Genomic DNA, 14,040 nt, shown 5'->3' with positions numbered 1-14,040 from the left:
CACTGTTGTCGTATTCATGATTGGGCAATCTCTTGAATTTTTTACGTGGACAGTTAATTAGATTAAAAAATTCAAGAAGCCAAGATAATATAGTGACATATAATGTTACAATTTACATAGACTGATAATTAAAATGAACAAAGAAGATACAGTAAAAACGAACGCTTGGTTTTTATTTTTTACTTTACTCCTATCTTACTCAATTTATTTCTGGCCTAACACCAAGGCAGGCAATGAAGATGTATATTTTTTATCGACAGCGTCATTCTCAATTACAATTTTTTTCTTTGCATTCCTTTTACCTTATTTTATCTATTTCAATTTCAATTATTTGATGGGACGCGTAAACAAGGACATTTCAGGTAGAAGGTCTATTTTAGTTTTAATTATAGCGATTATCGCGATCCCTTATCCTAGTTTTGAGTATTACTCTGACCTTGATAATTTGAAAAATCAACATAGTAAATCCTATTGCGGGTCTGAACTTAAAATTGGTCGTTCAACACAACTACTAGAAAAGTTTTCATTCAATAAACAGTGTGGAAAATAATAAAGGATGGCTATAAAAATATCAGAATATGAGCACTCGATAATATGCTTAGTAATCATTGCCGTATGCAGTTACCCATTCATATACTTCCCTTCGGGGGAGTATGATTCAGATAGAGTTTACTTTGTTACTGTACTAAGCTCATTTTTTATGTTTTTTCTCTTAGTGTTTACCGTGGCACAGCTCGCACTGATAATAAAAAATAGGGATGATAAGTACCAAACTAAAAATCATAATATGGGTATTTATTTTATCATAGCCATATCACTATCTACTTTTTATTACTTTAAGGTTGAAGAGTATAAAGAAACAAGCACTAGTCACGTATATTGCGGGGCAATATTAAAGATGAGAAGTTCTGTAGGTTTTTTAGAAAAGTTTGCGCTTTCACAGGAAAAATGCGGCGGCGGATTATGAAAAAATCATTCCTACTTCTTAAGTTTTCTTCTTTTACTTTAGGCTATACTTTCCTATCTTTTTTAGTCTACGGACTTGCAGTAGATACCTACCAATTTTGGGTATCCGGTATTGAAAAGCAAGCAAGAGTGGTGAACCTTGATCATGTTCAAGTTCATACTAAAGGGTCTAAAACTTATTATTATAAACTAGATATAGATAATATTTTATCAATTCATGGATTCGATTTCGAACTGGTTAAAAATAAAAAGTATAATATTTTAACTATAGAGAATGATAAGAAAATAATTATTGCTGACAAATCTAGCAGTCCGTTCGATATTTTTCTATCTGTGTTTGGACCAATCACTGCTTATAGTATATTTTTTATTCTACTGTATTTTTTATATAAATCTGTAAAATACTATTTCGCAAAATCCAAAAACCCATACGATTTAACATAATCGTATGGGTTTCTGCAAAAATGGCAATCAAGGACTATTGTTAAGGTGACTAACTTTAAAGCAATTCAGACACCACATCGGCTAACAGGTCGAAATGACGAGACGGCTAGCGACGAGTCTGTATAAATTTAATTAAATATTATTTAAACAGCCCCTCTGGGGCTGTCATATACCTACACAGGAAAAGATATGAAACTACGAAAGCACAAACAAGCTATTAGGTTTACGATTATATTATTAATCAGTTCTTACCCTATATTATACTTCCCACTCGGCTCTTATAGAACCGATAAAGTATATCTCTTATCAATACTACTTACTCCTGCTTTCTTTTGGTCTTTTTTCATAAGTATAGTTCAATTAAAATTAATATTTAAAACAAAGAAAGATCATATTAGAATGAAAAATAAAACTTCATATGTTTTACTTGCTATATCGTTCATTCTTTCTTTTATATATTATTTTAAAATGGAAGATTATAAAAAAAATAGCCCAACTCATATATACTGCGGCCCAGAACTAGAATTAAAAAGCTCGCGTGGTATATTTGAAAAATTCGCCATCACTGAAGAAATGTGTAATGAATGAAAATATCAAAATATAAGTACTCGATAATATGCTTAGCAAGCATTATTGTATGCAGTTACCCGTTCATATACTTCCCTTCAGGAGAGTATGACTCAGAAAGAATTTACTTTGTTTCTGTAATAAGTTCATTTATTGCATTTTTTTTATTTACATACACCATCGTACAGTTAGTACTAATAATAAAAAATAGAGATGACAAATACCAAACTACAAATCATCATATCGGTGTTTACTTTATAATAGCCATATCACTATCTACTCTTTATTATTTAAAAGTTGAAGATTATAAGGAAAATAGCGCGGACTACGTATATTGTGGTTCAATAATGAAAATGAAACTGAGAGGTTCAGTAGGGCTTTTAGAAAAGTTTGCGCTTTCACAGGAAAAATGCGGCGGCGGATTATGAAAAAATCATTCCTACTTCTTAAGTTTTCTTCTTTTACTTTAGGCTATACTTTCCTATCTTTTTTAGTCTACGGACTTGCAGTAGATACCTACCAATTTTGGGTATCCGGTATTGAAAAGCAAGCAAGAGTGGTAAGCCTTGATCATGTTCAAGTTCATACTAAAGGGTCTAAAACTTATTATTATAAACTAGATATAGATAATATTTTATCAATTCATGGATTCGATTTCGAACTGGTTAAAAATGAAAAGTATAATATTTTAACTATAGAGAATGATAAGAAAATAATTATTACTGACAAATCTAGCAGTCTGTTCGATATTTTTCTATCTGTGTTTGGACCAATCACTACTTATAGTATATTTTTTATTCTACTATATTTTTTATATAAATCTGTAAAATACTATTTCGCAAAATCCAAAAACCCATACGATTGAACATAATCGTATGGGTTTCTGCAAAAATGGCAATCAAACGCTATTATGAAATTACAGTAACTCAGATACCACATCGGCTAATTGGTGGAAGGTTTCACGGCGTGATGAGCTAGGGCGCCACACCAGGCCAATATCACGGTACGCTTGCTGGCCAGGAGGATCGATCACAACTAGGTTTTGATTTTCCAGCAACCCATGGTCGATAGCCATTTGTGGAATAAAGGTGGTTCCTAAACCGTTCGCGACCATTTGCACCAATGTATGGAGGCTTGTGGCGGTGAAAGGGTTTATTTTCTCTTTGTCGGTTAACTTACACGCTGACACCGCGTGCTCAGTTAAACAGTGCTCGTTCTCCAATAAGAATACAGACTCGTCTGGCAGGTCATCATATTTAATTGGGACACGAATACCATCTGCTTGATTACGGCTGATGACCATTCTAAAAGGATCTTGCCCAACCACTTTGCTCTCCATGTTGTCGATATCGACAGGTAGAGCCAGAATCAATACATCTAATTCTCCATGACGCAGTGCTGCGAGTAAGTTCGTTGTGGTGTCTTCACGTAGCAGTAAGTTTAGCTGAGGAAAGCGCTGGTTGGCTTCTTGTACCAAATCGCACAAAAGAAATGGCGCAATGGTAGGGATACATCCAACTCGCAGCTGGCCTTGCATCGCATCGCCGTTACATAGGTTTCCGAGTTCAACCAAATCTTGCCCTTTCGCCAATAACTCTCGGCCATGCTTCACCACCAGCTCTCCCGCTTGAGTGAAAACGAGTGGGCTCTTTTTATCTTTCTTCTCATACAAAGGGCAACCGATCAGCTCTTCTAGGTTTTGGATACCTTTACTCAGAGTAGATTGGCTAACGAAACAGCGACCAGCGGCGTCGCTAAAGTGGCGTGTTTCGTGAAGAGTAACAAGATAGTGAAGTTGCTTAAGACTTGGCCATTTATTCATGAAATTACTTTGTAATATGAGTAGGATAAGTTACAAGAAGGTCCTAAGACCTGAGAAAAGGACAAAGAATAAGCTTATCGCTTTTTTCGATGAACTTAATCTATTTAATTCGCTTTTTTCTATAGTACCGATTGTACTATAGTTTGTCGCGTAGAAACGGAGCCCAAACAAAGATGTGTTGGGCCAACTAATTTTTTAGGAGATTCCAAAATGGTACTAGTAGGTCGTCAAGCCCCTGACTTTACTGCAGCAGCTGTTCTAGGTAACGGTGAGATCGTTGATAACTTCAACTTCGCAGAATTCACTAAAGGTAAGAAAGCGGTTGTTTTCTTCTACCCACTAGACTTCACTTTCGTTTGTCCTTCAGAGCTAATCGCTTTCGACAACCGTCTAGAAGATTTCCAAGCTAAAGGCGTTGAAGTAATCGGTGTTTCTATCGATTCTCAATTCTCTCACAACGCATGGCGTAACACTGCTATCGCTGACGGCGGTATCGGTCAAGTTAAATACCCACTAGTTGCTGACGTTAAGCACGAAATCTGCAAAGCATACGATGTTGAGCACCCAGAAGCAGGCGTTGCTTTCCGTGGTTCTTTCCTAATCGACGCTGACGGCCTTGTACGTCACCAAGTAGTTAACGATCTTCCACTAGGTCGTAACATCGACGAAATGCTACGCATGGTAGACGCACTAAACTTCCACGAGAAGAACGGTGAAGTTTGTCCTGCACAATGGGAAGAAGGTAAATCAGGTATGGACGCATCTCCAAAAGGTGTTGCAGCATTCCTATCTGAGCACGCTGACGACCTAAGCAAGTAATTACATTCTTAAGCCCGACTCAACACGGGTGAATGGTTGGATGACTCTCTATAAAGAGAAATAAAGCATAAGCTACAGCGCAAAGCGCACCGCCAATCAGTTAAGAAGTAAAGTCTTATTCAAAGCCCGAAGTTAACGCTTCGGGCTTTTTGCGTCTATTGCTTCAACAATGGTTTATTCCTTGCTCATGTCTTCTATGAATAGGGGTAACCGCAAAGCGAAACTTTACCTCTATTTTCCTCTATCACTACCTATTCAGAATCGTCTCAAGCTTGCTATGATTTCCTCATTCTCAATTTGAACGAGTAAAATATCATGAATATCGAAATTGAAGTTTGTATCGATAACCTAGAATCCCTACACAATGCCCTAGCAGGCGGAGCGAATCGTATTGAGCTCTGCTCTTCACTAGCACTTGGTGGATTAACTCCAAGCTTAGGTATGATGAAGCAAGCCGCTCGCATTTCATCGGTTCCCGTGTACGCAATGATTCGACCAAGACAAGGCGACTTCATCTTCGATAATGACGACGTGATGTGCATGCTTGATGATATCCAAGCCGCTGCCCATGCTGGTTTAGATGGTGTGGTATTAGGTGTGCTTACCGCTCAAGGTGAAATAGACATGGCTGCTATGAAAGCACTAACCTCAAAAGCCCACCAGCTAAAACTTGGCGTGACCTTTCACCGTGCTATAGACCAACTTAAGGATTACCAAAAAGCGCTAGAACAAATTATCGAACTTGGCTGTGAACGTGTTTTAACTTCAGGTTTAGCAAGTAACGCGGAGCAAGGAAAAGATATTCTCAAGGAGATGGTTAGGCTCACTCAAGGCCGCTTAGATATTATGGCTGGGGCAGGCGTTACCGCTGAAAATGGCCGACAAATTCTCAAGCACACTGGCGTTCAAGCACTGCATCTGTCTGGCAAGTCGACAAGACCAAGCCTAATGACACAAGCCTCTCAAGCTCAAATGGGGCATGACGATGTAGACGATTACTTAATCCCAGTAACAAGCACGGCAAAGATTCAAGATCTGATAGCCTCGCTTAACAAATAGATAAACACCGAGAGCTGACTAAACACCAACACAACATAGCTAGTAAAAGCCCAGAAGTCACGTATATTAGTAAACTCAATATGGCGACTCATGGAATGTTATGGCTAAGGATCTATTCAGCTTTCTTGATTTAAACCTATTGCGTACCTTTTTAATTGTTTACCAGGAAAAAAACACCAGAAAGGCAGCGGAGCGTTTATTTGTCTCTCAACCAGCAGTGAGTCAAGCTCTACAGAAACTGCGTCATCACTTCTCGGATGATCTATTCGTGAAAGTACATGGAGGACTGCAAGCTACTCCTTTTTGTGAAGACCTTGCCAATACAATAACCCCTCACTTTCATGGATTAGAATCAGCACTCAATAAATCGATTCAATTTAAACCTAGCGATATTGATTTTAAGATCCGCCTAGCACTCTCTCCTGTAGTACTTACTTGTCTTTCAGGCTCTCTATATGCACGGATAAAAGCGCAAGCACCCAACGCTCAACTGGAGCTATTAAGTTGGAACCTATCGACGCAGGAAGATATTCAAAAAGGCATCATCGACTTAGGTGTTAGTTATGTCATTCCGAATTCAACAAAAGAAGTTTACACTAAGAAGCTCCTAGACCTAACTGGGCGCATTTTTGTTAGGCAAGACCACCCAATCAAGAAATCCCTGATAGAGCCAAAGGACATGGCTGGTTTTGAAATAGCTTCAATGATCTCTCCTGGTTGGAATGATAATTATAGTTACGCAGCAAAGTTACTTGAGCGCTACTCTATTGAACACAAAGTTGGTTTTCGTTCAGAACTTATCATGGCCATTATCGATGTGATCTTACACACCGACATGTACATGCCCCACTCCAACATATTTCCAGTGGAGAATTACCCAGGCTTAAGAGCGATTGATGTGTTCGTTGAAGGAGAGCATTACAAAATGCCAATTCATGCTCACATGCATATCAAAAACCGTAACGCTCCAATAACCCTCTGGCTATTTTCAGAGATCAAGCAAGCTTTAATAGAACAAGTTAATAAGCAAGGCTTATCACAAGTATAAAAATAGCTACTTAGCCTAAAAATAATACACTGTTTAATATTTACTCCATCGACACGGAGTCAATAAATTAAACCATAGTAAGGATGCTCAATATTTAATCTTATTGAGAGTGTATTCAATGAAAAAATCAATTATTGCAGTGTCACTAGCTACTGTATTTTCACTTCCTGCGATCGCAGATGTTGATGCTCAAAACCCAATTTGAAATGAACAGCCATCAAACCCAATTGAACAGGTACCCACTCAACCTCAGCTACCTGTTCAACCAATACTACCGGCACCTTCTCAACCTATCGAGCAAGTACCAAGTAATCCAATTGAAAAACCAAAGCCTTCACAGCCGATTGAACAAACCCCAACTCAACCTCAATTGCCTGTACAGCCAACATTACCAAAGCCATCTCAACCAATTGAAAATACACCATGGCAGCCACCTGTAGATAATAGTCCAGAGCGTCCTAGCCCAGATTACGGTGATACACCGGATATCTCAGGCCCGACAGAAGCTGAACGCTCATCTGCATTAGAGTTAGGTCAAGCAGAGCTTCAAAGTAACTTCGAAGCAATGGCCGCAGAATATAATGCGAAGTTCAATGATCATGCTGAACAAATGGATGGTATTCGTGCAAGTTTGCACGCTGTAACGAATGCTCGTCCATTCGTTACCAACGGTGAATTTGCTATTGGTGCGGGTGTTGGCTTTGCAGGATCGAAAGAAGCACTTGCGTTAGGCGGCGCATACGGAATCAATGAAAGCCTAAGTGTTTCTGGCACTTTCCACTATGAAACATCAGGTAAATACTCATCTTCAGATGTTGCTGGCGGCGTTGGCCTTCAGTACAGCTTTAAATAGAGCACTCTCTCCCTGCTATGGATGGTGGGGACTTCAACAAATAAAAGGTTAGTGTGATTGGAGTGTTGAATGATAAATAGCACAAGTTAGCTTATCATGAGCCTTCATCCCCACTAAGCCATTCTTTTAATTAGATCTTCATAAGGATAAGTTAATGCTAAGGAGTGCATCAATTTACCTCGGTGGTACTATGAAATTTAGAACTCTTCTCCTAGCGTCAGCTTTATTCTCAACCTCAGCTTTTTCAACCGGTCTTCACCTTTCACCAGAATTTAAAATAGGTCCGTACCATGGGTTTGGGGTTCAGGTTGGCTTGACTAATGTCGCGGATCTAGGTGCGGTTTACTTAAGCTACTCAGATATTTGGTACGAGAGTGGTCGTTATGATGAAGCGGTAAACTCGTATCGGATTGGCATCCAGAACATGTTTGGTTCACAGCAAATACACGGCTTTCAAGCTGAGATTGGATTTGCCGACTATGATGGTGAAAAGACACGTTCTGACATTACGGAAAGGAAGACAGCGACAGGTTTAAGTTTAGGTGGTGCCTACGTGTATCAAGCGACACCAATACTCGCACTCAGAGCAGGTGCCGACCTAAACCTGTTTGATCACAATAAGACTTTTGTGCCTTACAACACCACTATCAATCTAAACCTAGGCGCTATTCTGACTTTCTAGATAGGTTCTTTATTTCAGTGCGTCATCTAGGCTCTGATCGCCGAGGTGACGTACATCTTTGCCTTTAACGAAGTAGATAATGTACTCACAGATATTCTGGCAACGATCTCCCACTCGCTCAATGGCTCTCGCAGACCACATCACTTGCAAGATATTTGGAATATTCTTCGGGTCTTCCATCATGTAAGTCATCAACTGACGAATCACCGCTTCGTATTCAGCATCCAACTTATCATCAAGTTTGTGTACCTCGGCTGCCGCATCCACATCCATTCGAGCAAATGCGTCTAAAACTTGGTGTAGCATGGTGATCGCCTGTCGACATAAAGGCTCTAGCGATACATGGAATTTTTGTTCTTTTGTTGAAGGGATATCAATCGCACCCTGCGCGATCTTAGACGCAACATCACCAATGCGCTCAAGGTCAGTAATTGTCTTGATGATCGCCATTATCAAACGCAGATCTTTTGCCGTTGGTTGACGCTTAGCGATAATACGGGTACATGCCTCGTCAATCGACACTTCCATCGCATTCACTTTATGGTCATCACGAATCACTTTCTTCGCTAGTTCCAAATCATCTTTGTGGAGTGCCTGCATCGCAAAAGAGAGCTGCTGCTCCACTAATCCCCCCATAGTCAGTACATGGGTACGGATAGACTCTAACTCGACGTTGAATTGTCCTGAGATGTGGCGACCAAATTGCATGTCAGCTCCTTAAAAAGAAATGGATAAGTCATTTATATTGGAGTGACTTAGCTCCAATGATAAGAACGGTAACGTTATCCGTATCGGCCTGTAATGTAGTCTTCCGTTTGATTTTTCAATGGCGACGTAAATATTGAATCCGTATCTGAGTACTCGATCAATTTTCCCATATGAATAAAGGCAGTATGGTCACTCACACGCGCAGCCTGCTGCATGTTATGCGTGACGATAACGACCGTATATTGCGTCTTGAGGTCGTTAATTAGCTCTTCAATCGTCAACGTTGAAATAGGATCCAAGGCCGATGTAGGTTCATCCAACAGCAACACCTCTGGTTCAATCGCAACGGCGCGAGCAATCACCAAACGCTGCTGCTGACCACCAGACAAACCGAAAGCATTCTCATGTAAACGATCTTTTACTTCATCCCACAACGCAGCAGCACGCAATGATCGTTCTACGGCATCATCAAGATCTCGACTGTTACTTACTCCTTGCAGCCTCAGTCCGTAAACCACATTCTCATAGATAGATTTAGGAAACGGGTTTGGGCGCTGAAATACCATACCGACACGGCGACGCAGAGTCGCAACATCAACTTTAGGGTGATAAACATTCTTGCCATGAAGCTTCACTTTTCCGGAAACTTTGCAGCCTTCGACAAGGTCGTTCATACGATTGATACAACGTAGTAGGGTTGACTTACCACAGCCCGAAGGACCAATAAATGCCGTCACCTGCCCTTTGGGTATCTTCATGGAAATATCATCGAGCGCTTGGCTGTCTTTGTAGTAAAGATTAAGCCCTTCGATCGAGATAGCAATTTGTTCTTCCTTTAGATTATGTACATCTAAAGGCGCTTGGTAACCCAAGGTTTCATTAATTGAGAACATCTTAATCTTGTCCTAAGGTTCGGTACTTTTCACGTAAATTATTACGGATATTAATCGCCGTTAAATTCAGCCCTACTATTACCGTAACCAATAAAAATGAAGTCGCGTACACCAATGGGCGCGCGGCCTCTATATTCGATGTTTGAAATCCAACATCATAGATATGAAAGCCTAAATGCATAAACTTCCTATCTAAGTGTATGTACGGAAACTGACTATCAACAGGTAAGCTTGATGCGAGTTTTACAACACCCACCAGCATTAATGGAGCAACCTCACCCGCTGCTCTTGCAATCGCCAAGATCAAGCCGGTAATGATCGCAGGGCTTGCCATAGGCAGAACAATGCGCCACAAGGTCTCAAATTGAGTCGCGCCGAGCGCTAAAGAACCATGTCTTACCGAGCTTGGAATGCGAGTTAAACCCTCTTCGGTCGTTACAATCACGACAGGGAGCGTCAACACAGCCAAAGTCAGAGCAGACCAAAGTAGACCTGGCGTACCAAAGGTCGGGGCAGGTAGTCGCTCTGCATAAAACAGGGTATCGATCGAGCCACCAATGGTATAAACGAAAAATCCTAAGCCAAAAACGCCATACACGATTGAAGGTACACCGGCTAAGTTGATAACCGCAATTCGAATCAAACGGGTAAGCGCGTTATTTTTCGCGTATTCATGTAAGTAAATCGCCGCCACCACCCCAAGAGGCATCACCACAATCGACATCAGAATAACCAGTAGCACTGTACCAAAGATAGCTGGGAAGACGCCGCCTTCTGAGTTGGACTCGCGTGGGTTTTCTGATAAGAACTTCCACACTTGATGGCCCCAGTGCCCTACCTTTTCAAGGTAAGACATATTGTTCGGATACCAGTAATCCAGAATATGACTGAGCGAGATTTCAACCTGCTCACCCGTCATATCTTCAACAAGTAAGCTCTCAACATTCAACTGTGTTCTGAGGTGCTCTAGCTTGATTTCGGCTTCATCTAACTGCTTATTGAGCTCAAGCCTAGTTGCGGTATAAGTTTTAAGGTACTCATCGCTCACAGACTCATTAAGTTCTAACTTACGCTTTTCTAAACGTAAGTTTTCCAACTGCCAGCTGATGTTACGAATCTCTTGGTTTACCACGCGTGACGTTTCAGCACGCAGAGTGTCAGCAAACGCTAAACCGTCTTTGAGCTTTTGATCGATATCGGTGTAAAAAGTTCCCGATGCTGTTTTAAAGCCAACCGGCTTACCAAAAAAGTAACCTCCTCGGCTACGCTCTATCACCGCCCAATCGCGGGGAGTGGTAGGCTCGAGTAAATTCACATCTAGAATCGAAACAAAATCAGCAGGATAGAGTTCCCTATTCGCCACCTTGATGCTCAAACGTTGTATCAACCCTGTAGCAATGTTTTGAGGTGATAGTAGATCGTGAGCTTGCGGAACCTGCTCTATTGGGATGTATTTACGCTCATACAGCTGACCGATCAACACGTCTTGTTGAGATACGGTTTCATCAAGGTCAACAACCAGAGATAGATCTTGAGAATCGACTTGCCACTGATACAAAGGCGCAGGCCAAAAGTAAGTCAGACCTTTCCAGCCGATCAACAGCATCAACCCCAGAACCGAAAGCATACTGATGCTCACTGCCCCACCGGTTAGCCAGATCCATGGCGAGCCAGATTTCACCCATGATAGTAATGACTTAAGTCTATTCATCATGTGCTACCTGAGAATTATTCAGCGAGTAACGATATGCGCAATTCGCTAAGCCACAAAGATTTGCAGGAGTAGGTTCAGATTGAGGTGACGCATTAACACTACAAAGCACGATATTTATCTCTCAATCTTTGACGAACCCACTCCGCTAGCGAGTTCACAGCGAAGGTAAAAATAAACAGCAACAGAGCTGCCAAGAACAGCAAACGGAAATGCGACCCACCCACTTCCGATTCAGGAAGTTCGACAGCAATGGTCGCGGATAGTGTCCTCATCCCTTCTAAGATATTCCAATCAAGAATTGGCGTATTGCCTGTCGCCATCAGGACGATCATGGTTTCACCAACCGCTCGCCCTAATCCCATCATAACCGCGGAAAAAATACCGGGGCTGGCTGTCAGTAAAACAACATAAATTAGGGTCTGCCACGCGGTAGCACCAAGTGCGAGCGAACCATCAGACAAGTGCTTAGGTACTGAGAAAATCGCATCCTCGGCAATCGTAAAAATTGTCGGGATGACAGCAAAACCCATCGCGAAACCGACTACTAGAGCATTACGCTGATCAAAGTCGATTCCATAGCCAGCTAGGAAAGTGCGTATATCGCCGTCAAACAACAATGCTTCGATACTGTTGCCCGCTGCGAATACTATAACGACCGTTGCTATCAGCACCGGAATCAAGATAAGTGCATGCCAACCATTAGAGAAACGACTTGTCACAACATTAGGTAAACAGAACCAAACAAGCCCCGTTATAAAAGCACTCAGAGGTAACATCACCATCAAAGAGAATACAGTAGTTAAGTGGGTTTCAACGATTGGCGCAAACCATAGACCCGCGAGGAAGCCAATAATTACAGTAGGCAAAGCTTCCATTAATTCAATCGACGGCTTCACCACTCGTCGCATGCGTGGCGACATAAAGTAAGCGGTATAAATTGCACCTAACACCGCAACAGGCACCGCAAACATCATGGCAAATAGCGCAGCTTTGATGGTACCAAACGTGATAGGTACTAAACTGAACTTCTCTTCAAAGTCATCATTAGCGGAGGTTGATTGCCATACATACTGTGGCTCTGGATAGCTCTCGTACCAGACTTTTTGCCACAGCGATGAAAACGAAATCTGAGGGTATTCATTGTCGACTTTCGCCACACTGATTTTATCATCAATCAATGTTACCAAATGCAGCTCATTAGCCGACATAGCAGCTAACTGAGGTGACTTATCAAACGCACGCTCAAACAGAGACAACTTTTCACTGGTCGTATAATGGCTCTGTAATGTGCCGTTTTTATAGAAGCTATAGAAGCCTTTTCGGTAGGTGTCCGGTAAGATAAATTGTACTTCTTCAGCGAGCTGGAAATCTCGAATATGGGTTAGGCTGCGCTTTTCATCTTTAAGCACATCAAACCACTGGGATACTTGCCCATCCTGATGCGTAACCAACAACGAATAAGCACCGGACAACAAATCGATACTTTTCACACCGTGTTTGGCGTCATTCAAACTCAGGTCGATCACCTCACGAACATCAAACCCTTTTTCAGCGAGCTTTAGCACCACTAAGTCAGAGTTTGCTCGAAGGTATAAAGTCTGTCCATCAGGTGTCATCAATAACTGCTGCTGCGCGCCAAGCTTATCCGATAACCATTGACTATTCTTTAATACATAGCCACCAGCCAAGTCGCTTTGGTACCACTTCACGAACACTCGTTGGTCAGTTAACTGAGCGGCAACAGTAATGTCGCGCGCGCTTTTAGAGAATACGAACTTATCGATCAACGCGCCGTTCGCTGGTTCGTCGGCTAAGAAGGGTTGAGGCAGAGTAACTTGCTCAATTTTTGGTTCAACTTCAGCGCCCTTTTGGAGTACAGGCGCACTATATTCAGGGTAGAAGAAAGTGATAGTGCTTGCGCTATCGGCAAAAGCAAACCAATTTTCAGCAGGGGTATTTCGAGAGAAGGCAATAGGATCTGCTAATACACTTCGTTCGAAATAAGAGTGTGTATTTTGCGAGTCTAGGTCCCAAAACTGAACCAAACCAGACTTTTCGACAGTAAAGGCGTGTTGACCGTACTCATCAACCGATAGTGCGATAGGCTTATCTACCGCTACGGTTTTAACCGCTTGATCCGTCTCTAAACCAGTATCGGAAAATACCGGTAAAATGACCATTGCTAGATATACGAAGATCAAAACCAAGGCAGCTAAAACACTGACACCACCGCATGTCACCGAAAAACGGACGAGACGATCTTTCAACCATCTTTTTTTGTCGCGCTCTTTCAATGAAAATTGGGCTGAAGCCATCTGTTTATCTACCTTTTTTTAGCTGCTGACATAATATGTATCTTAGATGACAATTATATTACAAGCTACGTTAAACAACTGAAACTAATAACAAGTTTGTTCACCCTTTTTATTATCCAAAGATCATTACTTTTGTGAGCGCTAACGTTA

General features: G+C 41.4%; 15 protein-coding genes. 10 read left to right on the top strand and 5 right to left on the bottom strand.

Going from position 1 to position 14,040, the window contains the following annotated elements; genetic code table 11:
• Positions 1 to 133 precede the first annotated feature (133 nt).
• From BTO10_RS09530 to BTO10_RS09505, 5 genes are all read left to right on the top strand, one after another.
• Positions 134 to 550, top strand: a complete 417-nt coding sequence (locus tag BTO10_RS09530; protein WP_105024392.1) for a hypothetical protein — start codon at positions 134 to 136, stop codon at positions 548 to 550.
• A gap of 12 nt (positions 551 to 562) precedes the next feature.
• Entirely contained in the window at positions 563 to 967 is a 405-nt protein-coding gene (locus tag BTO10_RS09525; RefSeq protein ID WP_105025587.1) for a hypothetical protein, read from the top strand.
• A complete protein-coding gene (locus tag BTO10_RS09520) occupies positions 964 to 1,410 on the top strand; it encodes a hypothetical protein (RefSeq protein WP_105024391.1) in 447 nt (148 codons plus the stop codon). The genes BTO10_RS09525 and BTO10_RS09520 overlap by 4 nt, the downstream gene beginning before the upstream one ends.
• 584 nt (positions 1,411 to 1,994) lie before the next feature.
• Complete coding sequence (locus BTO10_RS23955; protein ID WP_105024389.1) at positions 1,995 to 2,405, top strand: hypothetical protein; 411 nt, start codon at positions 1,995 to 1,997, stop codon at positions 2,403 to 2,405.
• Positions 2,402 to 2,842: a hypothetical protein gene (locus BTO10_RS09505; protein ID WP_105024388.1), complete on the top strand. Its 441-nt coding sequence runs from the start codon at positions 2,402 to 2,404 to the stop codon at positions 2,840 to 2,842. The genes BTO10_RS23955 and BTO10_RS09505 overlap by 4 nt, the downstream gene beginning before the upstream one ends.
• Before the next feature lie 51 nt (positions 2,843 to 2,893).
• Here the strand turns inward: BTO10_RS09505 and BTO10_RS09500 are convergent, their stop codons facing one another.
• Positions 2,894 to 3,799 carry a hydrogen peroxide-inducible genes activator gene (locus BTO10_RS09500; protein WP_105024387.1) on the bottom strand — a complete coding sequence of 302 codons (906 nt, stop codon included), beginning with the start codon at positions 3,797 to 3,799 and terminating at the stop codon, positions 2,894 to 2,896.
• A 210-nt stretch (positions 3,800 to 4,009) separates the two neighbouring features.
• Here BTO10_RS09500 and BTO10_RS09495 point away from each other — a divergent pair, with 210 nt between their 5' ends.
• The 5 genes from BTO10_RS09495 to BTO10_RS09475 all read left to right on the top strand — a co-directional run bounded on the left by BTO10_RS09495 (position 4,010) and on the right by BTO10_RS09475 (position 8,260).
• Positions 4,010 to 4,618 (top strand): peroxiredoxin C, encoded by a 609-nt coding sequence (locus BTO10_RS09495; RefSeq protein ID WP_004740353.1) that lies wholly within the window; start codon positions 4,010 to 4,012, stop codon positions 4,616 to 4,618.
• 315 nt (positions 4,619 to 4,933) lie between these two features.
• Positions 4,934 to 5,677, top strand: a complete 744-nt coding sequence (locus tag BTO10_RS09490; RefSeq protein WP_105024386.1) for a copper homeostasis protein CutC — start codon at positions 4,934 to 4,936, stop codon at positions 5,675 to 5,677.
• A 100-nt stretch (positions 5,678 to 5,777) separates the two neighbouring features.
• Positions 5,778 to 6,725 (top strand): LysR family transcriptional regulator, encoded by a 948-nt coding sequence (locus tag BTO10_RS09485; protein ID WP_105024385.1) that lies wholly within the window; start codon positions 5,778 to 5,780, stop codon positions 6,723 to 6,725.
• A gap of 370 nt (positions 6,726 to 7,095) precedes the next feature.
• Complete coding sequence (locus BTO10_RS23715) at positions 7,096 to 7,578, top strand: YadA C-terminal domain-containing protein (protein ID WP_374955527.1); 483 nt, start codon at positions 7,096 to 7,098, stop codon at positions 7,576 to 7,578.
• Positions 7,579 to 7,768: 190 nt separating this feature from the next.
• Entirely contained in the window at positions 7,769 to 8,260 is a 492-nt protein-coding gene (locus tag BTO10_RS09475; protein ID WP_105025585.1) for a hypothetical protein, read from the top strand.
• Between the two features lie 9 nt (positions 8,261 to 8,269).
• On the opposite strand, the gene phoU is transcribed toward BTO10_RS09475, so the two are convergent.
• From phoU to BTO10_RS09455, 4 genes are all read right to left on the bottom strand, one after another.
• Positions 8,270 to 8,968 (bottom strand): phosphate signaling complex protein PhoU, encoded by a 699-nt coding sequence (gene phoU, locus BTO10_RS09470; RefSeq protein ID WP_004740358.1) that lies wholly within the window; start codon positions 8,966 to 8,968, stop codon positions 8,270 to 8,272.
• 74 nt (positions 8,969 to 9,042) lie between these two features.
• Positions 9,043 to 9,861, bottom strand: coding sequence for a phosphate ABC transporter ATP-binding protein PstB (pstB, locus tag BTO10_RS09465; RefSeq protein ID WP_105024384.1), 819 nt, complete (start codon positions 9,859 to 9,861; stop codon positions 9,043 to 9,045).
• Between the two features lies 1 nt (position 9,862).
• Positions 9,863 to 11,572, bottom strand: coding sequence for a phosphate ABC transporter permease PstA (gene pstA, locus BTO10_RS09460; protein ID WP_004740360.1), 1,710 nt, complete (start codon positions 11,570 to 11,572; stop codon positions 9,863 to 9,865).
• 101 nt (positions 11,573 to 11,673) lie between these two features.
• Complete coding sequence (locus tag BTO10_RS09455) at positions 11,674 to 13,890, bottom strand: ABC transporter permease subunit (protein WP_105024383.1); 2,217 nt, start codon at positions 13,888 to 13,890, stop codon at positions 11,674 to 11,676.
• Positions 13,891 to 14,040 lie beyond the last annotated feature (150 nt).

It is taken from the genome of Vibrio chagasii (assembly GCF_002954585.1).
Lineage (GTDB): Bacteria > Pseudomonadota > Gammaproteobacteria > Enterobacterales > Vibrionaceae > Vibrio > Vibrio chagasii_A.
Note: the sequence above shows the minus strand (reverse complement) of the source record. Positions and strands in the feature narration are given on the sequence as shown.

Bases quoted from the DNA above. Each gene is read 5' to 3' on its own strand.
- BTO10_RS09530 (WP_105024392.1), top strand. From the start codon at position 134: ATGAACAAAGAAGATACAGTAAAAACGAACGCTTGGTTTTTATTTTTT.
- BTO10_RS09520 (WP_105024391.1), top strand. From the start codon at position 964: ATGAAAAAATCATTCCTACTTCTTAAGTTTTCTTCTTTTACTTTAGGC.
- BTO10_RS23955 (WP_105024389.1), top strand. From the start codon at position 1,995: ATGAAAATATCAAAATATAAGTACTCGATAATATGCTTAGCAAGCATT.
- BTO10_RS09505 (WP_105024388.1), top strand. From the start codon at position 2,402: ATGAAAAAATCATTCCTACTTCTTAAGTTTTCTTCTTTTACTTTAGGC.
- BTO10_RS09500 (WP_105024387.1), bottom strand. From the start codon at position 3,799: ATGAATAAATGGCCAAGTCTTAAGCAACTTCACTATCTTGTTACTCTT.
- BTO10_RS09495 (WP_004740353.1), top strand. From the start codon at position 4,010: ATGGTACTAGTAGGTCGTCAAGCCCCTGACTTTACTGCAGCAGCTGTT.
- BTO10_RS09490 (WP_105024386.1), top strand. From the start codon at position 4,934: ATGAATATCGAAATTGAAGTTTGTATCGATAACCTAGAATCCCTACAC.
- BTO10_RS09485 (WP_105024385.1), top strand. From the start codon at position 5,778: ATGGCTAAGGATCTATTCAGCTTTCTTGATTTAAACCTATTGCGTACC.
- BTO10_RS09475 (WP_105025585.1), top strand. From the start codon at position 7,769: ATGAAATTTAGAACTCTTCTCCTAGCGTCAGCTTTATTCTCAACCTCA.
- phoU (WP_004740358.1), bottom strand. From the start codon at position 8,968: ATGCAATTTGGTCGCCACATCTCAGGACAATTCAACGTCGAGTTAGAG.
- pstB (WP_105024384.1), bottom strand. From the start codon at position 9,861: ATGTTCTCAATTAATGAAACCTTGGGTTACCAAGCGCCTTTAGATGTA.
- pstA (WP_004740360.1), bottom strand. From the start codon at position 11,572: ATGAATAGACTTAAGTCATTACTATCATGGGTGAAATCTGGCTCGCCA.
- BTO10_RS09455 (WP_105024383.1), bottom strand. From the start codon at position 13,890: ATGGCTTCAGCCCAATTTTCATTGAAAGAGCGCGACAAAAAAAGATGG.